Source organism: Methanolobus psychrotolerans (assembly GCF_002243045.1).
GTDB lineage: Archaea > Halobacteriota > Methanosarcinia > Methanosarcinales > Methanosarcinaceae > Methanolobus > Methanolobus psychrotolerans.
This window is the reverse complement of record NZ_MBKP01000010.1, coordinates 1-24,304: the sequence shown is the minus strand read 5'-3', so window position 1 is coordinate 24,304 and position 24,304 is coordinate 1. Positions and strand designations below refer to the sequence as shown.

At 42.2% G+C, this 24,304-nt stretch carries 20 protein-coding genes and 3 pseudogenes; 10 read left to right on the top strand and 13 right to left on the bottom strand.

The genetic code is table 11. The annotated features are described in order from the left end of the window. Positions 1–3: 3 nt before the first annotated feature. Positions 4–303: a DUF427 domain-containing protein gene (locus tag BB781_RS05175; protein ID WP_094227440.1), complete on the bottom strand. Its 300-nt coding sequence runs from the start codon at positions 301–303 to the stop codon at positions 4–6. Between the two features lie 167 nt (positions 304–470). On the opposite strand from BB781_RS05175, the gene BB781_RS05170 reads away from it, so the two are divergent. The 4 genes from BB781_RS05170 to BB781_RS05155 are packed head-to-tail and all read left to right on the top strand — an operon-like array spanning position 471 to position 3,831. Continuing rightward, positions 471–1,382, top strand: a complete 912-nt coding sequence (locus BB781_RS05170; protein ID WP_094227439.1) for a glycine betaine ABC transporter substrate-binding protein — start codon at positions 471–473, stop codon at positions 1,380–1,382. Positions 1,383–1,425: 43 nt separating this feature from the next. Next, the gene (locus BB781_RS05165) at positions 1,426–2,553 is read left to right on the top strand and encodes an ABC transporter ATP-binding protein (RefSeq protein ID WP_094227438.1); all 1,128 of its coding nucleotides are present in this window, start codon (positions 1,426–1,428) and stop codon (positions 2,551–2,553) included. A 28-nt stretch (positions 2,554–2,581) separates the two neighbouring features. Then, positions 2,582–3,223 (top strand): ABC transporter permease, encoded by a 642-nt coding sequence (locus BB781_RS05160; protein WP_242492535.1) that lies wholly within the window; start codon positions 2,582–2,584, stop codon positions 3,221–3,223. Then, positions 3,217–3,831, top strand: coding sequence for an ABC transporter permease (locus BB781_RS05155; RefSeq protein ID WP_094227437.1), 615 nt, complete (start codon positions 3,217–3,219; stop codon positions 3,829–3,831). Before BB781_RS05160 ends, BB781_RS05155 begins: the two co-directional genes overlap by 7 nt. A 16-nt stretch (positions 3,832–3,847) precedes the next feature. On the opposite strand, the gene BB781_RS05150 is transcribed toward BB781_RS05155, so the two are convergent. Beyond that, a complete protein-coding gene (locus BB781_RS05150) occupies positions 3,848–4,156 on the bottom strand; it encodes a hypothetical protein (RefSeq protein WP_094227436.1) in 309 nt (102 codons plus the stop codon). 73 nt (positions 4,157–4,229) lie between these two features. On the opposite strand from BB781_RS05150, the gene BB781_RS05145 reads away from it, so the two are divergent. Continuing rightward, a complete protein-coding gene (locus BB781_RS05145; protein WP_094227435.1) occupies positions 4,230–5,024 on the top strand; it encodes a class I SAM-dependent methyltransferase in 795 nt (264 codons plus the stop codon). A gap of 37 nt (positions 5,025–5,061) precedes the next feature. Here BB781_RS05145 and BB781_RS05140 read toward each other — a convergent pair whose 3' ends face one another. The 5 genes from BB781_RS05140 to mtbA form a co-directional block, all read right to left on the bottom strand. Further along, complete coding sequence (locus tag BB781_RS05140) at positions 5,062–5,691, bottom strand: type 1 glutamine amidotransferase family protein (protein WP_094227434.1); 630 nt, start codon at positions 5,689–5,691, stop codon at positions 5,062–5,064. Between the two features lie 160 nt (positions 5,692–5,851). Beyond that, positions 5,852–7,555, bottom strand: coding sequence for an arginine--tRNA ligase (gene argS / locus BB781_RS05135; RefSeq protein ID WP_094227433.1), 1,704 nt, complete (start codon positions 7,553–7,555; stop codon positions 5,852–5,854). Positions 7,556–7,584: 29 nt separating this feature from the next. Continuing rightward, on the bottom strand, positions 7,585–8,829 hold the full coding sequence (gene prf1 / locus BB781_RS05130; RefSeq protein WP_094227432.1) for a peptide chain release factor aRF-1: 1,245 nt from the start codon (positions 8,827–8,829) through the stop codon (positions 7,585–7,587). 132 nt (positions 8,830–8,961) lie between these two features. Continuing rightward, positions 8,962–9,915, bottom strand: a complete 954-nt coding sequence (twy1, locus tag BB781_RS05125; protein WP_094227431.1) for a 4-demethylwyosine synthase TYW1 — start codon at positions 9,913–9,915, stop codon at positions 8,962–8,964. A 132-nt stretch (positions 9,916–10,047) separates the two neighbouring features. After that, a complete protein-coding gene (gene mtbA / locus BB781_RS05120; RefSeq protein WP_094227430.1) occupies positions 10,048–11,067 on the bottom strand; it encodes a methylcobamide:CoM methyltransferase MtbA in 1,020 nt (339 codons plus the stop codon). Between the two features lie 687 nt (positions 11,068–11,754). On the opposite strand from mtbA, the gene BB781_RS05115 reads away from it, so the two are divergent. From BB781_RS05115 to BB781_RS05100, 4 genes are all read left to right on the top strand, one after another. Further along, a complete protein-coding gene (locus BB781_RS05115; protein ID WP_094227429.1) occupies positions 11,755–13,128 on the top strand; it encodes a monomethylamine:corrinoid methyltransferase in 1,374 nt (457 codons plus the stop codon). Between the two features lie 225 nt (positions 13,129–13,353). Beyond that, the gene (locus BB781_RS05110; protein ID WP_094227428.1) at positions 13,354–14,409 is read left to right on the top strand and encodes a hypothetical protein; all 1,056 of its coding nucleotides are present in this window, start codon (positions 13,354–13,356) and stop codon (positions 14,407–14,409) included. Continuing rightward, positions 14,409–15,236 (top strand): mechanosensitive ion channel family protein, encoded by an 828-nt coding sequence (locus BB781_RS05105; RefSeq protein ID WP_094227427.1) that lies wholly within the window; start codon positions 14,409–14,411, stop codon positions 15,234–15,236. Before BB781_RS05110 ends, BB781_RS05105 begins: the two co-directional genes overlap by 1 nt. Before the next feature lie 71 nt (positions 15,237–15,307). Further along, the gene (locus BB781_RS05100; protein ID WP_094227426.1) at positions 15,308–17,551 is read left to right on the top strand and encodes an amino acid permease; all 2,244 of its coding nucleotides are present in this window, start codon (positions 15,308–15,310) and stop codon (positions 17,549–17,551) included. A 79-nt stretch (positions 17,552–17,630) separates the two neighbouring features. Here the strand turns inward: BB781_RS05100 and BB781_RS05095 are convergent, their stop codons facing one another. Together BB781_RS05095 and BB781_RS05090 are read right to left on the bottom strand one after the other, a co-directional pair. Further along, positions 17,631–18,440 (bottom strand): nucleotidyltransferase, encoded by an 810-nt coding sequence (locus BB781_RS05095; protein WP_094227425.1) that lies wholly within the window; start codon positions 18,438–18,440, stop codon positions 17,631–17,633. Between the two features lie 13 nt (positions 18,441–18,453). After that, positions 18,454–19,371, bottom strand: coding sequence for a winged helix-turn-helix domain-containing protein (locus BB781_RS05090; protein WP_094227424.1), 918 nt, complete (start codon positions 19,369–19,371; stop codon positions 18,454–18,456). Positions 19,372–19,669: 298 nt separating this feature from the next. On the opposite strand from BB781_RS05090, the gene BB781_RS15630 reads away from it, so the two are divergent. Then, positions 19,670–20,173, top strand: a complete 504-nt coding sequence (locus tag BB781_RS15630) for a hypothetical protein (protein ID WP_094227423.1) — start codon at positions 19,670–19,672, stop codon at positions 20,171–20,173. Positions 20,174–20,426: 253 nt separating this feature from the next. Here the strand turns inward: BB781_RS15630 and BB781_RS05080 are convergent. The 4 genes and pseudogenes from BB781_RS05080 to BB781_RS05065 form a co-directional block, all read right to left on the bottom strand. Then, positions 20,427–21,803 (bottom strand): annotated as a pseudogene (locus tag BB781_RS05080) (monomethylamine:corrinoid methyltransferase). Positions 21,804–21,815: 12 nt separating this feature from the next. Then, entirely contained in the window at positions 21,816–22,472 is a 657-nt protein-coding gene (locus BB781_RS05075; protein WP_094227422.1) for a methyltransferase cognate corrinoid protein, read from the bottom strand. 230 nt (positions 22,473–22,702) lie between these two features. After that, positions 22,703–24,106 (bottom strand): annotated as a pseudogene (gene mtbB, locus BB781_RS05070) ([dimethylamine--corrinoid protein] Co-methyltransferase). A 13-nt stretch (positions 24,107–24,119) separates the two neighbouring features. Then, positions 24,120–24,304: pseudogene (locus tag BB781_RS05065) on the bottom strand (dimethylamine corrinoid protein 3); the annotation flags it as partial.

The window sequence follows — 24,304 nt, the reverse complement described above, 5'->3', positions numbered from 1 at the left end:
GGGTTATTCCCTTACATCAACATCTTTCCAGAATGCAACGTAATTGCTGAAATCCTTGCCCACTTTATCAGGAGAACCAGCCTTTGGCACAGGGTAGTACCATGCAGCATCCTTGTTGACCTTTCCATCCACAACGATGTCATAGTAACTTGCAAGCCCTTTCCATGGGCAGGTTGTATGATACTCGCTTTTTTTGAAGTATTCCATATTCACCGCATCCGGTGGGAAATAATGATTTCCTTCGATCATTATTGTTTCGTTGCTCTGCGCAAGAATAACTCCGTTCCATATAGCTTTTGTCATTTTGAACCACTCCTAAATTAAAATGGTTTGGTATGGGTTAAAAGATTAATGTTCTAACTTCCTGCAAAATAGATACATTTATAAAAAATCCACTTAATCTCTATTATAGGGAAGTTATTATCGAAATAATATTGATTGATAATAAGCAACTTTATGGGTGTTGAATAATGAGAAAGACTATTCTTATGTTGTTAGTTGTGATTATGGTTCTTTTTACCAGCGGCTGTACGGAGAAAAATACCGGTGATGAAACTGAAAAAGGAACTGTTGTGATAGGATCAAAACTCTTCCAGGAATCATACATTCTGGCGCATATGACAGCTCTTATGCTTGAGGACGTTGGATATGAAACCGATGTTAAGCAGGGTCTTGGCGGAACATTTGTCAATTATGAGGCATTGAAAGCCGGCCAGATAGATGTATATACCGAGTACACCGGGACTGCGTACAGCCAGATACTCAACCTGGAGCAGCTTGATGACTGGGACAGGCAGGTCGTTTTCGATGAAACCGAAGCGGGTCTTCTGGAACAGGATGGTGTAATGATAGTAAGCAATCTTGGATTTGAAGATGCATATGCTATCGCAGTAAAAGAGGATTGGGCGGCAGAGAATGATATTACGAAGATAAGCGACCTTGAACCATACGCTGCAGAAATGACAATTGGAACTGATCCTGAATTTGCAACCCGCGAGGATGGTCTTCCACGTATAAAAGATGTGTATGGTTTTGAGTTCAGGGAATATAAACAGGCAGTTGCTACCGTAATGTACGAAGCTATAAAGGACGGCCAAGTGGATGCTATTTCCGCATATACTACCGACACCAGGAACGAGGTTTTCAATCTAAGGGTTCTTCAGGATGATAAGAATGCCCTGCCACCTTATGATGCTATTCTGATAGTAACAGAACAGTTCGCAGAGGAAAATCCAGAAGCAATTGCTGCGATGAAGAAACTTGACGGTGTAATTGACACCGACACCATGAGGCAGTTGAACTACCAGTTCGACATTGAGCAGAAGGAACCACGAGATATTGCATATCAGTTCCTTGTTGATAAAGAGCTTATCGAGGGATAGTTCCCTCTCTTATTTTTAAACACGAATTAAGCCAGGTGTAGATATGCAAACCGAAAGGCTGTTTGACAGGATAGACTCTATACAGTTCAAAGGTGTGACTAAAAAGTATGGCTCTGGATTTGCAGTGAAAGACCTTGACCTGGAAATAGAAGGTGGGGAACTGCTCATTCTAATAGGACCAAGCGGTTCTGGAAAGACCACCACACTGAGAATAATGAACCGTATGATAGAGCAGGATTTCGGAAGCGTTACCATTAACGGCATCGATACAAGGGAAGTGGACCCTGTACGCCTGCGTCGCAATATGGGTTACGTTATCCAGAACATCGGGCTTTTTCCTCATATGACGATAGGAGAAAATATAGGTCTTGTTCCAAAGCTCGAAGGCTGGGATAAGAAGAAGACAGAAGGCAGAGTCCGGGAACTGCTGGATTTCGTGTCCCTTCCACCCGATATGTTCATGAACAGATATCCGAGACAACTGAGTGGAGGACAGCAGCAAAGAGTCGGACTTGCCAGGGCCATGGCAATGGACCCACCCCTATTTTTGATGGATGAACCTTTTGGTGCACTGGACCCTATACTACGCAAACAGCTCCAGAAAGAGTTCCTCAAAATAAAGAACGAGATCAACCGGACCATTGTATTTGTGACCCATGACATTGAGGAAGCTCTGATACTCGGAGACAGGATAGCCATAATGGACCAGGCAAAACTTGTGCAGATGGGTCCTCCGGAAGAACTCATCTTTAATCCTGCAAACGACCTTGTGGCAGATATCGTGGATACAAAACGCAAATTCAAGCATATGGATACCCTTAACGTTAAAGATCTGATGTCCCCGTTTGAGCAGAAATACGTATTCGAAGGAAAAATGAATGCCTGTGATGCGGTAGAGGAGATGGCAAACAGGGATATTGAAACTGCTTTCGTATTTGATGGAGATGAACTGCTGGGACAGGTCACAATGATGGATCTTATGAAATGCAGGATGAAAAGCCAGAACCTGGCCGATGTTGCAAGACCTGTCAGAACATTCCAGCCATTGGACTCAGTTGCAGTGGCACTCTCTGAACTGAAGAAAAACGGAGAATACCTTGCAATTGTTATGAATTCAAAACATCCTATTGGTATCCTCATATCTGACGAAGTATTGCTGAAACTCATATGAAGAAAATATACAGGAAAAAGGAAAATCTGTGCTAACTATTCAGGATATAGCAGGCGTCTGGGACAAACACCTGATGACAATGCGTACCATTGAACATTTGCAGATGTTCAGTGTAGCCCTGTTGCTTTCGATCATAATAGGAGTTACTGTTGGTGTTTTCATATACATGAAACCAAAGACTGCAAATCCGGTACTGAATTTCCTGAACATTGTGGAAACAATACCAGACCTTGCACTCATAGTGCTTCTTCTTCCAATACTCAAACTTGGTGCCGGTCCAACCATCGCGGCATGCGTGCTCTATTCAATACTTCCGATAGCAAGGAACACCTATACCGGCCTGAGAGGAGTGGACGAGCAATACACCTGCGTTGCCCGTGCCATTGGGCTTTCCCGAAGTGAAGCTTTATTCAAAGTGAGAATTCCCCTGTCATTACCCCTGATAGCTGGCGGCATCAGGATAGCACTTGTATTCTGCATGGGTGTGGTGACTTTAGGAGGACTGGTTGCTGCAGGAGGATTGGGGACCGTACTGCAGAACGGTATCCAGCTCTATGATAAAGAAGCTATCATTGTCGCGGGATTGTGGACAGGTCTGCTTGCTGTTTTACTTGATGGTTTTGCAGGGATTATCGAGAAAAAGCTCCATGAGAGGTACGGAACATGGTAGTCATTGAAACGGTACTTGATGCCACCTGGGAGCATATCATCCTTGTATACACCACGTTATTTGTGAGCATTGTCGTTTCCATACCTCTTGCCTTTGCTTCACTTTACAGTAAAAAACTGGAATTTGTTGTGATGAAGTTTGCGAATATGGTGCAGGCAGTTCCCAGTTTTGCTGTTGTGGCTATCATGGTCCCATTCCTTGGAATTGGCTTCACCCCTGCAGTAGTTGCTATTATGCTGCGTGCATTGCTACCGATAATCAAGAACACCTACATCGGCCTGAGCAATGTCGACCCTGCACTGATAGATTATGCAGAAGGTATCGGGTTGAGCCAATGGCAGATAAACAGACATATAAGACTGCCAAATGCATATCCGGCAATGTTTGCAGGAATAAAATTTGCCGGAATCCTGGCTAACAGCATTGCGGTGCTGACAGCTTTTATCGGCAGTGGCGGGCTTGGAGAGATAATATTCCAGGGACTTATAGGCTACAACACTCGCACTCTTCTGGCAGGTGCCATACCTGCAATTATGCTTGCGATACTGATAGATCTCTCTTTCACAATGCTTGAGAAAAAAGTTACTCCCGGATATATGAAAAAGTAAAAAGAAAAGGTGGTGATCATGCCTCAAAACGCTGGCAAAGCCTGTAATGGCTCACTACCATACTTGACCCATCTATAAGCTTGAAATATTCCAGGCACATGGGAAGTTTAAGGGCATCTTCCGCTGCCTTAATGGCAGCATCCATGCTTTTCCAGTGTAACAGGTCTGCCCAGCCGCCATCATCTTTTTTTAGCAGCTCACGATCGATAAAACCATCAAGTGAAACAAATTCCTTCATCATGATATTCGATGCTGCAAGAAATTCCCTCTCATTAACTCCTTCAAGGAGCCTGAACTGGACAAACTCAACTACAATCTCCTGCATATTCCATCACCTGAATAGATTATGCACCAATACTTTTAAGCCTTTGTTGCATAAGCAGAAAACGGACAGAAAAATGAGCCTTAAAAAAGAACTGGAAGGAAAAATTCCTGAAAAGGAACTTGAAAAACTATCCGGCCATTTTGAAATCATAGGAGATATAGCCATTGTATCTGTTCCGGAAAGCATGGAGACATATGCCAAAGACATAGCATGTGCCATCATAGAAAAAAGAAAGAACGTTAAGACTGTCTTGAACAAGGTTTCAAAGCTTGGAGGAGATAAAAGAGTTGCTGGTTTTGAGATTATTGCAGGCCACAGTACAGAAACTGTTCACAGGGAATTCGGTTTTGCTTACATAATCGACCTTAAGCAGGCTTTTTTTAATGGCAAGCTCTCTTTTGAAAGGAAAAGGATGGCATCAATGATAGAGTCTGGCGAAGACGTACTCGTGCCATTCTGTGGTGTGGGTCCTTTTGCAATCCCTGCAGCATCAGCCGGGGCAAGAGTAGTTGCAGTGGAAATGAACAGTGATGCCTGCAAATCCTTTGTTCGGAATTGTAAACTCAACAAAGTTGAAGAGAACATCCAGATAATCAATGCTGATGCCAGCAGCATACCCAATATGCTCAAAGCAGAATTTGACAGGGTGATAATACCGACACCATATGGCATGGACCATTTTCTTGAAAGTATTTCCTCACTTGTAAGAATTGGAGGACATGTTCATTTCTATACTTTCAAAGCTAGGGAGCAGATCCCGGAACTAATTGCAAAATATGAAAATATGGGATTTGAAGTTCAGTTCCACCGAAGGTGCGGCAATGTGGCGCCCGGGATCAGCAGATGGGTATTTGATCTTAAAAAATGAGTTTAAAGAGGTTTTCAAATAATAGGCATAATATATCTCACTCCTCCAGCGACCCCATAAGCGAATAGAAATACTGCGCTTCGTGTGTAACATACAACTGATACCATGCTTCAAGAGTTTGGGCTGAGAACACGCCAAGCTCTCTGAGAACTTCACGTGCAAACTCCAGAGGAGCAACACCTGATGCGGTTATCAGATTGTCGTCAGGAACCACAGATTCATGGCGATAGAACTTTTCTCCGGCGTAACTAGGACAGACTGATTTCAGATATCCCAGATCATTACTGGTGTGAGGGCGGTTGTCCATCAGTCCTGCTTTGGCAAGGCCCATTGTTGCACCACAAATGGCAGCCACAAGGACATCTGCATTCAGGAACTCCTTGGCTTTATCCAGCAGAGGAAGATGGATATCCTCCAGCCAGGTATCACCACCAGGTAGAATCAGGACTCCGGCATCATCAGTTATGCACTCTTCAAGGCTTATATCTGGTGCGATACGTACTCCTCCCATGGTGACAACAGGTTCTTTTGTAGTACCAACTGTCCTGACAATGTATTTTACAGCATCCTTTTGGAAGTAGCGACCCGTATTTATTTCAGCTATCAAAAAGCCTGGCTCCCAGTCGGCCATTGTGTCAAATACGTAGAGATAAGCTATCTTGGTCATGGTAATTTCCCGGATTAGCGAAGAAGATTATTTTTCCTCAGATCAACAGAACTTTTATTCTGAATGTTAAAATGAAGTCATAGTATATTGATTTTTACTTTTTTGTTGGAGGGAGGCTGAATAGTTACCAAAAAAGAATCTATGAGAAGGGACCACTTTCTCACATTGATTCAGGTGCACCGATACCAAGTGTATCAAGAGCATTTGAAAGAACTATCTTTGCACAGTTCACAAGAGCCAGCCTGCTTGCCCTTATGTCATCTTCTTCAGCGCTTACCACTGGCACAAACCTGTAGAACTGATTGAAGGAATCTGCAAGTTCCCTGGAATAGATAGCTATTGTATGTGGTTTCAAATCCCTTGCACAAAGGTCTATGATACTGTCAAAGGATGCCATTTTCTTAATGAGGTCTATTTCCGTATCCTCGGTAAGAAGTGAAGGATCAATCTTCTGGGTTGGGTCCCATTTGCCTTCTTCCTCTGCTTTTTTAAGTATATTACATGCACGGGCATAGGAATATTGTATAAAAGGAGCGCCCTGTTTCTCAAAGTCAAGTGCCTCTTCCCAGTTGAAAACCGTTGACTTCTCCGGGGAGACTTTCACAATGTCATACCTGACAGCACCAATTCCCACCATGTCTGCAACCTCTTTCTTGAACTCGTCCGGCATCTCAGGCCTGCGTTTCTCAACTTCAACATATGCCTGTTTCTCGATCTGGTCAAGCAGGTCATCAGCAGAAATGAACTTGCCACGGCGGGTACTCATGGAACCTTCTGGAAGTGAGACGAACTCAAAAATTACGACTTCTGGCTCAGGCTTGCCTATAGCATTGAGAGTTGCCTTGAGCTGACCGGAGATGAGTTTGTGGTCTGCTCCCAGTACATCTATCATCCTGTCTGCACGCTCGCCTTTCCACTCATGGTAGGCAAGGTCACGTGTTGTATAGAGGGAGGTTCCATCAGTACGTTGTATGACGAGGGTCTTTTCAAAACCATAATCCGAAAGGTCGACCACAAGGGCACCGTTATCCACTTCAGTTCTTCCGGTAGCCTTTACTTCCTCGACTATTCTGGAAACTGCACCTGAACGGATGAAACCTGATTCATGCGGGAAACTGTCATGACTGACATTCATACGTAAAAGCGTTTGCTTGATGCCTGAAATTGCAAGACTTACAGCTTCATCGAAGCTTTTGATGGTTTCTTCATCGCCACTTTCCACAAGCTGCATGCGCTTATCAATCTCAGCCGCCTTTTCAGGGTGCTCGTTAAGCACTACATTTGCCTTGATATAAACGTCTGCTATTGCATGGTCCGGTTTTCTTGACCGGTCAAACTCGAACTGTGAGAAAGCCCATGAGACAATAGCTATCTGGCGACCCATATCATTGACATAGTACTGGGTCTCGACTTCATAGCCTGCCTTTTTGAGTATACGAACAAGTGTGTCACCTATTATGGAATTGCGTATGTGTCCCACGTGAAGGGGACCATTAGGATTGGCAGACGTGTGCTCCAGTAAAATCCTGCCCTGGCAGAAACCGCCACCAAAAGCATTTTTCTCTTCAAGTATGCGAAGGACCGTATCATCTACATAATTTCGTCCTGCAGTTATGTTTATGTAAGGACCTGTGGTTTTGATATCACCTATTAGGGAACCTTCTGGTAATTCGATAGCAGCAACTATTTTTTCAGCAAGCTCTTTAGGATTGCTCTTAGCCTTAGAAGCCAGCCTGAAAGCGACCTTTGAAGCAATATCCGCATGCTGGGATGGCTCAAGTCCAAGATCATCTGTTTCAAGACCAAGGGATGCAAGGGCATTTTCAAGAGCCACAGTAACCTGTTTTTTAAATTCGAGGAACAAAGATAACACCTACAATATTAATCAACTGATCAGACACCGGTATTGAATCGCAATATTGCCACTATACCGCCAAATGCGTTGAAGAGCTGGGAACCTTCATCAAAGTCAGTGGATATGAACTCTACCCTTGTAGCCATCTGGTCTGCAAGTTCTGAGAGTTCATCAACTATGTCAACCTTTTCAACTATCTCAAGATTGCTGTTACAGACCGGACATGATCCTCCGGAAGTATCCTGATCTCCCGGCTTGAAATTGCGGGTTATCTTACCTTCATAATCCCCATTAGGACATTTCAGGGTAAGTCTTTCTGCCCTCAGGCCTTCGGATATCATCAGTACTTCCACTGCACCGATGTTCAGGTTGTTACGAACATGAACCTCACCATAGGCAGCTTTTCCTGAATCAGATACCAATTCTACAAAAAATCGCTGCATGAGCTTTTTCTCAACCATGAGATCTATGTCTGAAAGCCTTTCACTGGCAGCATTGACAAGTTCTGGAAGTCCTGCTTCATCGGTGTATGCAACGTCGAAAAGACCCAGGACCTTTTTCTGGATCTCGTGGTGCAGGAACTCTCCTGATTCGAATTCTTCCTTGGTTGGAGACGGACCGCCTATAAGAACACCTTCAAAATCTTTATGGTTGACCGTCAGGAATACTTCGCTTGCAGCTTCACCGATGCGTTTGTAGAACTCATGAATGGCAATGAGCCTCAATTGCTGGAACCTGTGAGCACTCTGACCTCCTTTTCTCTGTTTTCCGGGGACAGTTGAAGTGAGAGTCCTGAAATGTTCTATGTGCTTACCAACAAGAAGACCTACAGCTGCCTCTCTTCTGTCAAGGACCAGCAGACCGTATGTCTTTGCATCCCTTAGCATTTCTTCAAGTGGTTCAAGGAAAAATGCGGAGTCACAATGGTATCTGTATGTGACAATAGGCATCGGTGGCTCGAGTATGGTAGTCTGCATGTCGGTCTTATTTGCGCCTATGTCTACAGCTCCTGTGAAAAAGACAATACCGTTCTCAGGAACTTCCACATACCTAAGTCTTGAAAGCAAGGATTCCAGTGCACCCTGCACGTTATCACGTGTTACCTTGGATTTGATGTTGGCAGCCTGGCCGTGCTCGGTCCTGAGCTGGGATGTAACATCGGATATTTGCTTTGTGGGAGGGATATACAAAGAAATAAGTTCGGTACCACGTCCTTTTTTGGTGCGCAGCTCCTCTAATTTCTTTTTGAATTCATATTTTGAATGAGCGGATTGTTCTGACATTGTGTGAATACTCCAATGAAATAAAGAGATTATCTATATCTTCGATTATTTTTGTTGCTTATGTATGCGTTGCTATAAATATAAGTTGTGACAGGTCGACATTGTTAACTCTTCACAATAAATGCATATTTGCTACATAAGATGGGAAACAGAACCATCTTTTGAAAGCAGGACAACCCTGCTGACTTCTACATCTCCTGCAATCTTATAATCAAGATGCTCTGCCAGCTCTTTTGAGAACTCCATTACCTCACTATGGGAAGGCATTGCTTCACGAGGTAATCTCTTTCTGGAAAAACCAAGATGCATGTAAGCTTTAACTTCTATGTAATCAGGTTCTGCTATCTTTATCAGTTCTGCAAAACCTTTTGAGTTGAACATATTGACACCCTTGATAAGTGTTATACGAATTACGGTTCTGGTTTCTTTGCTTTTAAGTATCTCAAGAGACCTGAGAATATTATCCCACAAGGAAAGAGATTTGGGAAGACAGACCTTTTCGTATGTTTCCCTTTCGGGGGCATCAAGGCTCATGTATAACTGGGAAGGATTTATCTTTGCTATCATTTCGGGAACAGTCCCATTACTTACAACAAAAGTAGTGAATCCCTGTTTGTTGAATTCGTCTACGAGTTCATGAAGATGAGGAAAAAGAGTCGGTTCGCCTGAAAGAGAGATGGCAACATGCTTTGGGTCATTTCCTTCCTGCCAGCGTTCAAGAGGAGCAGAACCTCCAAAACCGGATATGAGTTTTCTCTGGGATTCTATTGAAGACCCCACTATTTCCACTGGAGAGTCCCATCCAACTGGCATGGGCACATCCACTTCCGTAGGCCTCCAGCAGTGCAGACACTTCTGGTTACACATGAGAGTGGGAGTCATCTGAAGGCAACGATGCGAATGGATACCATAGAAAACGGACTTATAACACTCGCCTTCATCTTTAATAGATCTTCGAAGCCACAGGCATGTCTTGACAGCGCTATGCCTGCCAGCAAGACTATATCCCTGCTTTTTCAGCAGGCTCTTGAAATCCGTGATACCAGTATCATTCTGCTCAATATCATTCTGTTTTCTGCGGGACATCTTGGGGTTTAGTAGATTTTCAGTATATATAAATGTGTGGAAAAGTAAAATGACAAAAGAAAAAAGTAGCAGACATCTGCCTAATATTCTGAAAATCTGACAGATGCCACGAAGGTGAAATAGGGTTTACAATCAATATTTGTGGCTCTTTGCCATTTCTATCATTGCCTGTAAGTTCACTGTTGGTGTCTTGCTCACAATACCGCAACCTGGGGCAAGCAGACCTATTCCTGCATCAATGACTTTCTGTGACTGTGCTTTGATCTCTTCAGGCGTCTTGTTCCAGAGCATATTGACAGGGTCAAGGTTTCCGATAATGACTGACTTTTCTACTTTGCCCACAGCGACTGCAGCATCAACATTTTGGTCAACACTTATACCGTCAACACCGGATGATTCCATGAGTGCAAGACCCTGAGTGGTATCACCACAGATATGCAATACTACAGGCACGTTAAGCTTATGCATTGCATCAGCTATTTTCCTGTGGAAAGGAACCACGAACTTCTCGTAGAACTCAGCACCAATGAGCTGGTAGCTTGCTGTCGGGTCAATGATGACCATGGTGTCTGCACCACTTTCTACCATTTTCTCTGCATATGCAGCACAGAACCCGGTTGTGAATTCCATGAGAGCAAGACTAAATGCCTCGTCTGTGAAAATTGCCATGAACCATTCGTCACCGTTGATGTGCTGGGCAAGAGAGAAAGGACCGATCATACTGCCCATGATAGGAAGTTCATTACCATACTTATCTGCAAGTATCTTAATAGCATCGCAAACGACACCGACCCTTCCTTCGCTAAGGTCGTATCCTTTGAGTTTTTCAATGTCTTCAACAGTCTTTACAACATGACCGACAACAGATGGCTGCTGTTCTTTTGTACCTGCCTTGATCTCACAGCCGAAGAACTCTGCCTCTGCGGTGATGTCAAATGGCACACGCACTGCTTCAAATCCTACTACAGTGTGACCAGCTTCGGCAAGTGTTGCCATTTTTTCAGCGTCATTGTTTGCTTCAGGCCAGAAAGAGCCACAAGCTTCCATTTGTTCTACGGTTCCTGTCTGAGTTACTGAGACAGCAGGCATACGGTCAACAGGCTGACCTGTTAATGCACGGGATAATCTTTCTTTTGGGGTATATTCTGTCATAAATCGAATCTCCTAAGTGTAATATATCTCAAATGGGACAAACTAGGATATATATTTTTTCATCAGATGACAGTTAAGTATAAATATGGTAACAAAAAAGGAGGCTGGAAAGGCATAAATAGGAGATCAGCCCACAATTACAAAATAAATAAAAAGAAGAATAGAAAGAAACGATAATGTCACTAAATTGCGTTTTTAGTGATTACATACGTAAATAAATAGATATGTAGTGAAAGTTACTTTAACAATATATGTAGATTATCATTAATGAATGAGAATAAAGAATAAGTGCACATCGTACACAAAATATAAATATTTGGTCCTAAGAAGGCGCACAATCGTATCTAAAGAAGAAGTAAAAAATCATCACATTGCACAAAATCGTACTGGGCAAATAGATAAACAACGTCAGTATTAGACAAAATGTAATCAATTATTGATATTATTACGATGTCACAAAAGAAATGTATATATAGAGTGATCTGCAAAGAAAGTGTACTGATTCTGTATAATGCTATCGAAATTATGTTAGAGCATGTTGATTCCCTAAAAAACTCACTTATATAGAGAATAGAGAGCACATAGAGTAAAATATAAGTATATGAAGCAAATCACTACATTACAGAAAAACTACAATTCATCAGTTACCATTTGAAAGGGCTATTATTTTCTAAAAGGAGAATGAACATGCAAAACATTTACAAATACCTCAAATATGCAATTGGAGGGGATAAACGAACAGAAAAGGAGCATGACATCAAAGTTTTCAAAAAATCAGAAGAATTGGCCCTTAAATACGATATAGAATACGATCCGGATGTTTTCGTACCTGATGACCTTGATGCTGCAGATGCTGTGTTTGAAGCCGGTATTGAACTTCTCCATTCTGTGGGGATATTCTGCAGGAGCACCCAGAGAATTATAAATATTGATGAAGAAGATATTTTAAAGGCTCTGAACACCACAAACCCTCTTGAGATAGGAAGACTTAAGGAAAAAGTAGTGGTGCCAAACCGCTACCCTATGGCTTCATTTCCACCAATTATCATCGGTGGACCAATGGGCGGAAGCGTATCAGAGGAGAATTTCCTTTACATTAATCTAAGCTCTGTGCAGGAAAATGTTGTGCAGGGAATCTACAGCGGAGCTATGAAACAGTTTGGCGGGGAGTACATACAACCCAAGAGCCCTTTGGAGATGCTTGCGGTACTCAAAGCATCGAGAAATGAAAGACTGGCCACCAAAATAGCTGGCAGAGAAGGACTCACACTTATGGGCCCAAGCACTTCTACACTTACAACATCATCCCTTCTTGTGTCATCTGATGAGCTTTACTCAAGCGCTGACCCCCAGGAAGTCTACATGGATGATCTGAAAGTGGATTATGAAACCCTGTCAAAGTGCATCTATCATCAGGAACATGGTAATCACTATATTTCAGGCCAAGTGCCTGTTTTTGGTGGACCGTGCATCGGCTCCCCGGAGGGACTTGCTATCATAGATGTGGCCGAGACCCTGCAATCAAAGGTATTGGCACACTCCAGCATACATGCATCCGGTGCAGTTCATGCTGAAACAGGCTCATCCTCTGCAAGGGAAATACTCTGGGCATCCAACATGGCATCGCTTGCTATTTCCAGGAATATGAATTATTATACTGCAAGGTACTACTGGAACGCGGCCGGCATCTGTACCGATATGATGTTCTACGAAACCGCTGCACAGGCAATCGGCGACACTGTGTGTGGCAGGAACATGCTCCTTGGACCCACAGGCCACCTTGGAAGTGCTCCTGACCATTCCTCCGGGCTGGAATCCCGTTTCATGGGCGAGATGGCACAAATGGCGACCCACCTAACCCTCTCCGAAGCTAACAAACTTGTAGCCAAGATCTACTCCAAATACGCCGACCGCCTCAAAAACCCACCGGAAGGCAAGCCCTTTAACAAGTGTTACAACATCCGCTCCGAATACGACATGGAACCCACCGAAGAATACCTGGCACTCTACAGGAAGATCTCATATGAGATTATGGGAGATATTCCAGGGGAGCCAGTGTGACCTAGTATTTGATTATTTTAATTTAAAACGTATATAAGGCCATTATCTATTTTCCGCATTCAAATCTATTTTTAGCTTCTATTTTTCCACATTCTGAATCCACTTAATCAAGGACTATTTATAATTGTACGACCTTGTTTTTTTAGGGTTTATGTTGTATCTTCAAGACATCTTTTTTCAATTGTGTCAGGAACAGTAGCAATACTAAGTGTAGGGACGAGTATTATGGTTACATCAAATACAGAAGAAGCTATAGAAACTTTGGTGCTTGGTCTGGACGAAACAATTGCAACCATTCAAAAAGCTATATCTGATTTTGACTCAGGCCAAAGGCTAAACATCGCCATAATTGCTTTGCCTTATGCCGGGAAGTCTGAACTTGTAGATGAAATCGTCAAAATGCACCCACATGAAGTGACAAAAATCATTTTTTCATCTATAATCAATAGTAAAGAAGAGATATCTCTGCCTGATAATTCTACAAAGATAATGGTATTTGATAATTGCCATTACCTGTATATGAGAAAGATTGGTGGATTTGATGTCATCAAGGAGTTTCTCAATATGATACGTTCCTCTGACGAAAGACTCTGCATAACCACATGGAATCTACACTCATGGACTTATCTTGAGCAGGTATTGGATATAGGCAAATATTTCCCCATACAGATTACGATTCCACCACTGAATACCGCAGATATGGAAAAATTCGTACTTTCAGTATATGAAGAGAACGAAATACAATTTGTAGATGATAGTGATGAAAAAAATACAAAAATATTTACACCGGTTAAAATACCAATAACAGAGAAAATAACTCATCGGACAATAAACCTATACAGTTTCCGAATCAACTACACTGCCCTTAAAATGCTTCTTTTCCATAGAAAAGAAGATGAGAGCACAGAATCTATCATATTCAAAGAACTCACAAATGTCTCACACGGGAATCCAGGAGTTGCAACGGAGATATGGAACAAATGGTTAGAATACCCCTTGATAAAAACAAGTAGTATGAACAGTGATTTTGGTGACATAGATCTTGATGGTACCGGAGCATTTGTTCTGTGTATTGTATTGTCTATGGGCCATATTAGAAAAGAAGAATTGGAAATCATAATGAATCGAAGTCATAATGTAGATGAAATTACGATCAATAAAATATTATTTGAAATACTTAATCAGAACCTAATAGTAAGAAATGATGAATACTATAGTGTAAAGCCTGAAAAGCTGTATGTTGTAATCAAATACTTAGAGAAGATCCGGTTGGTGTGGTAATGGCTCAAGTGGATGTTAAGACGATTGTCAGTAATTTTGAAAACATTGATTTAAATACCGTATTTTTATCTTTTTTCATCATCATCTTTGCCGTCATTCTTTCAAAAATAGTGGCATTTTTGCTGACAAAAATATCGGAAAAAACATGGAAGCACAGGTTAGATTTCAAGAGCATAATCTCTATTTCTAATGTACTGATCTATTCACTGGCTGTTTATTATATTTTGGCATCTGTGTTCGCACTTTCCTTGAACCAACTAGTTATATTTAGTGGTTTCATTGGTGCTGTAATTGGTTTTGGTATGAGGAACCTTTTTGAGGATATTGCAGGAGGTATTATAGTCACAATGGAGAAACCATATCAAGTTGGTGACAGGATCGAGATGGGTGGCTATTATGGAGAAGTAAAAGATATAGGTCTTAGAGCTACCCGTCTTGTTACTCCGGATGATAGTTTGGTATCAGCTCCAAACAATCTGATTTTTACACAATGTGTGGCAAGCGGCAACTCGGGTAGTCCGGAAATGATGGCAACACTTGATATCTATATAGAGAACGATTCTGACGTAGACCTGGCAATGAAGATATTTAGAGAAGCCGTTGTTACTTCAAGATTCGTGTATATATGCCCCACCCGGCCGGTTGTTATCCTTTTAAACGATTATCCCTTCTACAAAGGTCTAAAAGCAAGAGCATATGTGAATGATCTTAGGAACGAATTCATATTCAGATCTGATATAACCCAGAGAACCTGGAATGAATTCTATAAAAGGGGGATTAAGCCACCCAAAACACCTATTATGAACTATGGGAAAACAGCTGAATGAACCCCATGCCAGATGAATCAGACTCCAACAACCATTATAAGTTGTATCGACCATCATAATTGGGGGACATAATGGCCGAGGACAATAATTTTTCGACTATTGCTCAAGAGCCTACATTACAGGAGCAAGTTCATGAACACGAGGTAGCCAAAGGCAAACTTTTCGGCACCTTTGATGGTGTTTTCACACCAACTATACTCACAATTCTGGGAGTGATAATGTACTTGAGAGAAGGGTGGATAGTGGGAAATGCAGGTCTTCTGGGTGCCTGGCTTATTATCCTGCTTTCATGCGGCATAATATTTCTAACTGGATTGTCACTCTCCTCGATAACAACCAATATCCGTATTGGTGCAGGCGGTGCTTTCTCGATTATCTCCCAGTCATTGGGACTTGAAGTCGGGGGGAGTATTGGCATTCCACTTTATCTGGCACAAGCCCTTGCAGTAGCCATGTATATATTTGGTTTCCGTACCGGCTGGCAATGGATATTCCCGGACCATCCGGCAATTATTATAGACCTGGGCACCTTTGCAGTCCTGTTCATCATCGCTTACATAAGTGCCAGCCTTGCATTCAGGATTCAGTACGTAATTTTGGCAATCACCGTTGGCTCCCTGATCTCTATATTCTGGACATTATATTCAGTTCCGTCACAGCAGCCCATAACATGGTGGGGAACATTTTCTGGTTCTCCTGAAAACATGTTCACAGGAATTGGATTCTGGGCACTTTTTGCAGTATTTTTCCCTGCAGCTACAGGTATCATGGCCGGAGCGAACATGTCAGGAGAACTGAAAAATCCACGTGGGAGTATCCCCGTGGGCACCATGTCAGCAATTGTACTAGGCACTATCATTTATCTTTTACTGGCTTATTGGCTGATCCGCTCCGCAACCCCGGATGAACTTGTCAGCAATTACACCATCATGATAGAACGCGCAGCATGGAAACCTATAGTCTTGGCGGGCCTGCTTGGAGCAACTTTCTCTTCTGCACTGGCTTCCATCGTTGGTGCACCAAGGATATTGCAAGCCCTGGGGGATAGCAGCATACTGCCAAAAAGCAAATGGTTCTCAATAAGAACACAATCAGGTGAACCCAGGAATTCTATAATATTCACAGGTGCAATCGTACTTATTGCATTAATGCTTCGAGACCTTAATGCTATTGCTCCCCTTATCACCATGTTTTTCCTGCTCACATATGCAATGATCAATGTGGTGGTTTTTATGGAACAGAGCCTGAATTTGGTTAGTTTCAGGCCTCTTTTCAGGATACCTCTGGCTGTATCGTTCCTTGGAGCAGCAGGTTGTCTTTTTGTAATGTTCACAGTGAACTCCACATTCACTCTTGTGGCTATGGTTGTTGTTGTATCCATACATAGCGTTCTTTTGCGCAAACATCTCAAAGCGCCTTTTGGAGATGTACGCAGCGGACTTTTTGTAGCACTGGCTGAATGGGCGGCAAAGAGAGTCAACGAAATTACTGTATCCAGGGAAAGGGCATGGACAGCAAATCTATTGGTACCCATAGAAGATCCGCAGGAACTGCGAGGTATGTTCAATCTGATAAGAGATATCTCCTATCCAAAAGGATTTATTAAAATTTTAGGTCTTACAGGCAAAGTAGATGAGATGGAACTATATTCGAGACTGCCGGATATAACTAAATCATTTCAGGATGAAGGTGTGTTCTCGTCATGGACAACAATAGATGCACCGTCTTTTGAAGATAACCTTATTGCAGGCATGGAAGCCCTGGGCGGGGCTTTCTTCCGCCCGAATATCCTGTTTCTGACACCACCATTATCAAAACATAGAGAAGAAGCTATTAGGAAAATCATACAAAAGGCATCACATATCCACACAGGTGTTGTGGTATACGCAGCCCATCCAAAGTCCGGCCTTGGAAGACACAAATCAGTTAACGTCTGGATAGATGACAAAAGTCCGGACTGGGAGATAAGCATGAATCTTGGAAATATGGACCTTGCAATTCTCATTGGATACAAGCTCAAAAGAAAGTGGGAGGCTTCAATGAACCTCATAAGCGCTGTTGGTGAGGAAGGACAGAAAAGGAAAGCAGAAGAATATATCAAAACACTTGCCGAACTGGCAAGACTCCCAAACGTCAACACCTATGCTTTAGAAGGTGATATTGAAAGCATAGTTAAGAAAGTACCTCAGGCAGCTCTGAATATATTTACGCTTCCTTATGAGCCTGATTTTGAGTTCATCCGCAGAATTGTAGAGTTAACAGGTTCATCCTGCCTCTTCACACTCGACTCCGGAGAAGAGAATGCTCTGGCATGATGAGAATAAGGGCTTGTTGTGGAACCTGTTTCAAAGATAGAAATACTTTGTAGCAGTTTTGCAAAGCCCGGAAATCAATTTAGATATGAATTAATGAGAATTCTCCATCTTTATTTTTAAATACAAGACCATGTTCAACCAGTAATTTTAATATAGCTTTAACATCCTCTATTTCAAAGTCAGAACTTAAATCCTTTATTTTCATAGGTTGGGATTTCAATTTATCTTTGACCATACCAATTAACATATCTTCATATGCAATATCCTGCAATTCCTCGAAAACAGGATGATAAATGCTATATTGATTAAAGAACTCTTCAAGGCCCGTAAAGAAGTATGCCAGCCACGCAAAGTCAGTCAGTTTGTTCTCATTTTGCCAGATAATCTCTTTTTTGATTATTTCAAAATCAAGCCCTTTACTGAATAATGAATACATATCCTCGCGGTCTCTTTCCCTTGTCGTGATAGCTTTGAACACAAAAATATCTTCAGGCGATATCATATGAACGGAGATATTTTTCAATTTGAACAATTCCTGCGAACGATTTATCATGCCATCAGAAAGTTGAAGACCATCGCAGATCACATTAACAAAAATATCCCACCTGAATTCATCAGTATTTTCAAATATTGCCCTTGCACCCATTTGTTCATATGAACCACTAATTACAGGGACAGTGTACCCTATGGATTTCAATGCAGTTTTTATTATTTTTAACTCATCATCTGATCTGACAACAACATCAATGTCTTTAGTGGCTGTTTTATATTTTTGGAAACTCATCGAGCCACCGCCAATAAGATAGAGATTCACAGGCGCAGCCAGCAAGCCATCGAGTTTTTCAAATTCTGCCTGTAAGTATTGTTTATCAAATAATTTCGGAGCCATTTTTATTCATCCTTTACTCCAGATCCCTAGCCAGATCCATGTATTCATTCCAAGGTAGGACAAAATCACTATTTTTCTTCATTGTAGCAGCATACTCTAAAAGTTTTTCTATATGGTCTTCCATGTCGTAATATTTTCCATATTTAAGTAATTCAGCAGATCGGATCTTAGAAGAAAATGCCAGAGCATATGAATTATATATCGAACTATACTGATCGATCAGAATGGTATGAATAAAATAATCTTCAGCTTTAAGTTTCCTTTTAGTATGAAAATAATACCGCGTATCAGTCATAACTTTCAGGCCATATTCATAAAATACATTTATTGCAGTAGGATAGATTGTCTTTTTCCTGCCCTTTGTTTTATTCTCATCAAGCACACTATCTGTTTTGAACAAGAATTCAGGACCTTGCTGCCATATTAAAACAGCGTTATCTGAAATATTTCTAAGTTTTTTAGTTGTCACATATTCCCAATAATTATGGACAAATTTTTTAATCAAAGGATGCCGTCCACTCAAAATATACTTGTTTTCCTTTTTGAGAACGATCCCATATTTTCCCAATTCAAGAATTGCAGATGATACTGTTCGCCTGTCAAGTCCGGTTATTACGGCAATGTCTGCTATTGAACATGTATTTTCCAGTACGCTTAAAACATGCAAAGATGAGGAGGTGAGAATCTCACCCAGCGGAAGCCGGGAAAACTCTATTATGATATCCCTCAAAACCTGCGAATGCAAAGAATCGGAACGGCCTACATAAACCTCTTTGCCTTCTTTTCGTTTTACAACAAAACCATATTCTTCGAGCGAATTCACAGCTTTGGATATCGTGGACTGATCTAATTCCAAGATTGTCGATAACTCAGATATTGTTATAGGCTGAGTAAGGTTTCTGAATATCTCTATTTTGGTGGTATTTAGCATTATATACTGAAATGTTCATATGATATATATAACATATGACTACAAATGTATATCATTATAACTAGACTGTTAAAATGAACTAAATAACAATATCTAAATACTATCTGAACTATTTTTAATATGATATGAGCAGTATCATTGATTTTAGTACTATTATTGTAGCTCTTGGAATTTTAGGATTCATATTCAAAAATGTATTTTATAAAGCAAGAGAATGGAATGTACCGTATGAATTGAAAAATCAGGAAGACAGATATTTTTCATACATATCAACCGCTCTGTTAGCATTATCTATATTTTGGATTTTTTTGCATTGGTTATAGTAAAAGACGAAAATTTTATAGAATGGTTGAGTTCCTTCACTTATGTACTAGACAAAATTGTCGAATTAGGAATACTTTCAGAGGAACATATCCTATTGTATTTGAAGCAGGTTATGTTATTTGCTATGTTTCTCTCTTTGTTCTCTCCATTGTACTTAATGACATATTTATCCATATTTATGTTAGGGGTGATAGTGCAAGTATTTACGCAATTAATTAACGAACAAGCAGTAAAAGTGACTTTAATTGAACCTAAGGAAGAAAAAAAGTACAAGAAAATTATATCGGAATCTTCAGATTTCATCTATTTTGAAACATTAGACGATTTTAGGAAGTGGGAAGGAATAAAGAAACAAGATATCAAGTACCTTGAAAAAAGTACAACAAAATCGAACCTTAGCAAGCGTATTTTTAATTATTTAAAGATAGAAATCATTGGAAAGATAGAGATAAAAGAAAAAAAGCAATCTTACTCATGAGTGCCAGTCTCATGACTTTAGTAATTGTAACATCGCTATTTAAAAATAAACATCTGAGATACCTAATATCCATCAATGCAATCATATTAGTCATAATGGTTCTAATCGAAAACTCATTTTTAAGTCCGTATGATGAAAACTAGGGATATACTAAACTAAAAGAGATTTAAAAAAAACAATGCGAGCCAGCGGTGATAAGTCGCTGGCTGCTGTTAGGGAAGTGATAAACTAATTTATCACAGGGATTTTGGACTTAGAATACAAGTCCTAGCTCTTCGAGCTTCTTGCGTGCGCCGTCGTAGACCTTGACGTACTCGTCGGTTGGTGTTACGGTCTTGACATCGTAACATTCCTGGAAGGTCTTGCCTGCCGGTGCAGTTGCATAGTTCTTCTCGTAGAGCTTGACGAGGTTGTCGAGGATAACGTTGACCTCTGCAATATCCATGCCAGCTGTTGCCCTTGCGACTTCTCCCATCATCCTTGCTTCCATACCTGTGGTCTTGTCCTGGACAACACCCTTTGCAGCTGCCACACCGGAGAGGATCTCACGGCCGGATGCTGTGTCGGTTATGGATTGAGCGGATGCTTCAAGCAGACACATCTCGGTACATGGACCTGCACATGGATAGTACTGGTTACCTGAGAGTATGTTTGTGAACTCAGAGATGGTTGCACATGTCCAGCCAGCGATCATCAGGGTTTCCCTGGTGTTGGTGGATCCCCAGCGGATGTGGACAGGACCATCAAGGTGCCAGCTTGCATTGCTCATTACAAACGCATTGATGTGGGTTGCGATATCAACGATAGCAGTCTCTTCTATGCCGCCGGCATAACCACCAAAGATAGGCATCTGCTCATCCATGATGATGTCACTGTTACCCTGATAGTGGGCTATTACACAAATTGCGTCAAGGTCGATCTTAAGCTCATTGAGCTGGGAGACCTCATGACTGTCACTGCAGATCATGCCACCGGCACAGTCTGAAGCAATATTTCCCTGAGCGGACAGGGAAGTCTCTGGTCCCTATATGCCCATGCCTGGCCTTCCAGCCATTGCAGCTGCAGTTTTGATGAGCCTTGTTTCGGTCTTGGCTGCAAGGACTTCATAAGGGCTCTTTGGTATTGGTGGCTTTCCGCGGACGGTCATCATGACACCGTTTACAATGGTGTCGACTTCCTTTTCAAGAGCATAGCTCATGTGAACTGGCATGAACATGTCCTCAGAAATTGGAGAACCTGTCGGACCACCCTGTACTATTGGCTTTCTCTTGTCACCAACACTTCTCTTCTGGACCCTTACAGCATCCCTGCCGGTTCCGAGTGTGAATTCCTTCTGGACGTTGTTGAGAGCATCCCATATCTCATCCTCGGTATATTTTACTACACGGCTTGTGTCAGTACAGAAAATACCACAATCAAGCAGCATCTCAAAACCTGCCTTAAACAGGTTTCCCATCATATCCTTGTCAGTAGGAACAAACTGGTTCTTGAAATCAAGGTTATATTTCTGCTTGAGCTCCATTGCCTTCATAGGGATGGTCATGAGGTCCCAGTCATCCTGGGTCATCTTTGGACCTTTCTTTGCACGCTCATAGAATTCAAAGCAATCAAGTGATCTTGAAAATGTCATTTTTATGCCTCCTTACTGCATAAGGTTTAATGCCACACGGGCTGCGTCTGCTGCATTCTCTGCTGTTGCATCTGCGCCTATCTCTGCGATCCATGCGTCAGATACAGGTGCTCCACCGAACATTATCTTTACAGCATCCCTGAGACCTTCTTCAGCGAGCATTGATACTGTGTCCTTCTGTCCGAGCATTGATGTTGTCATGAGTGCTGAACCCACGAGCAGGACCTTCTTGCCCTTGTACTTCGCAACTTCTTCAACAATCTTATCATTTGGAACATCGACCCCCATATCAAGGATCTTAAAACCATTTGCCCCAAGCATTGTTGTTACAAGGCGGTGGCCGATATCGTGGATGTCTCCTTCCTGTACATAAGTGATAGCAAGACCTACACCTTCATCATTTGGTCCCTTCTCCTGTTCAAGGATAGGTATGAGAATTTCCATTGCAGCATTCATTGCCTTTGCAGACATCATGATTTGTGGAAGATAGATCTCTGCTGCTTCGAACTTGTCTCCGACGATCTTCATGCCTACTGAAAGGCCTCCGTTGATAATCTCAACAGCAGTGAGTCCGGCATCCAGGGCTTCCTGGGTAGCGGCTGCACAGCCGGTAATATTCTGAGAGACGATTATGTCTCTGAGTTTGTCTAACATTTCCTGATTTGACATATTTAGCCTCCATATTGCGATACTAGTTCGAGTCAAGGCGATGAGCAACGTTACAGGACGTTTTTCTGGCAATTTGGTCAACGCCTTACCCCGATATATAGGTACACGGTAATCATGTACCGTATTACTAGTATATATAATTTTTGTTAATAAATAAGGTGGAGATAAAAATAAAAAACCAATAAATCTCACTGATAGCGAAACTTAAAGGATTCCACCACAAAAGATATTTACCTCAACTGTCCCCTGAACTTCTGGCAACTGTTGATCTTAATATCCAGTAGTTTCTCGATATTCATCTTTGCTGCAATTCCCTTTGGAGCACCTGCAACTGAAGTGATGACACCAATACCGAGCTCTTCTCTCAGTTCTCTCATTACATACTCATCACTGAGGTCATCTGTGGAAACGCTCAGCTTCTTTGCAACATAGTCCTTTGCGTCACCGACGCGCATGTTCTTTGCAAACTCCATTCTTGCAACAAGATCACCGGCAGCTCTGATTCCGCTCATTCCGGAGGTCATTATGTGGGAGATCGGCATACCCATCGGGTCGCCGACCCCTACCTATATACCATCTACGCCGGCAATCTCGACCATCGCCTTGCTTGCCCTTGAAACGGCATCAATTGTAGGGGTTTCCAGCATTGGGATGCCACCTACACCCATACCCATGTTCACATGACATGGAATTGGTGAATCCTTTACAGCCTGCTTGATGAAAGTAACAGCCCTTCCCAGGTTCCATGCTCCACTTCTGCTGGTATTAGTATTTACGACAGGTCCGAAAACATTAGCACCTGCTTTTGCAGCAAGCGGAGCCTGTTGATGTGGCCACAGTCCTGCAAGTACAGTACCATCGTATTCCATCTCACCGTGCAGACCAAGCATGAGCTCTCCGGCCATGCCTGCCTCGATGTACATGTCAGGGTATTGTTTTCTCAATGCCTCAATTGCATGGAGTGAAGCGAACATGTCACCATCGCCTGCTGCACCCACTGTATCGAAGTTAACACCGTCAGCACCTGATGCCATCATTCTCTGCATGATCCAAACAATATCCCTTGTCAAATGTTTTGCAGCATGTTCCATGGACTCTTGTGCTTCCTTGATCTTGAAGGCCTTCATAAGGTCACCGGGGTTCTCAAAAGGTCCGTCCGGGGTATAGTAGAGACCCATGTTTGGCATTGCGCCGTAAAACAGTGGAACGATCGTGTTCTGCTGGCAGACTTCCATTGTCTGCATTTCCTGTGCAATAACAGGTTTTGCAGGCTTGAAACTGTAGTCTATGTGCCCGAGTTCCATTGTGTCAGCACCAAAAGCACGCTCGTGCATCATTACACCCACAAGCCTGCTTGAAGGAATACCTACACCACTGTTACCCTGGTCACCGTCAAGCCTGATGGTTCCGATATCGTGTGTCACCGGGACTTCCTTTCCAAGCTCAACACCAACCATTCTGGAAGGCATAGTAAGGATATCCACAAGCTTGTCTATTTCATCTGCACTGAGATCAGGAATGCTGCCAAGGTCTGCAGCATCTGCCATACCTTCCTTCAGGTCAGCGATTATCTGCTCCTTTGTCATGAAGATGCGCTTTCCATCTCCCATTCTTAATTTATATTCTGTTGCCATAATTTCACCTCATTTAAAGCAGGAGTTCCTTGGCCCTTGCCACAGCTTCACTTGCATTTTCCGCATAGCAGTCAGCTCCTATTTTGTCAGCCCAGTTCTGGGTTGCAGGAGCACCGCCAACCATTACCTTTACCTTGTCACGCAGACCCTGCTCTTTGAGCATCTCGATGACCTCTTTCTGGCCAGGAAGAGTAGTGG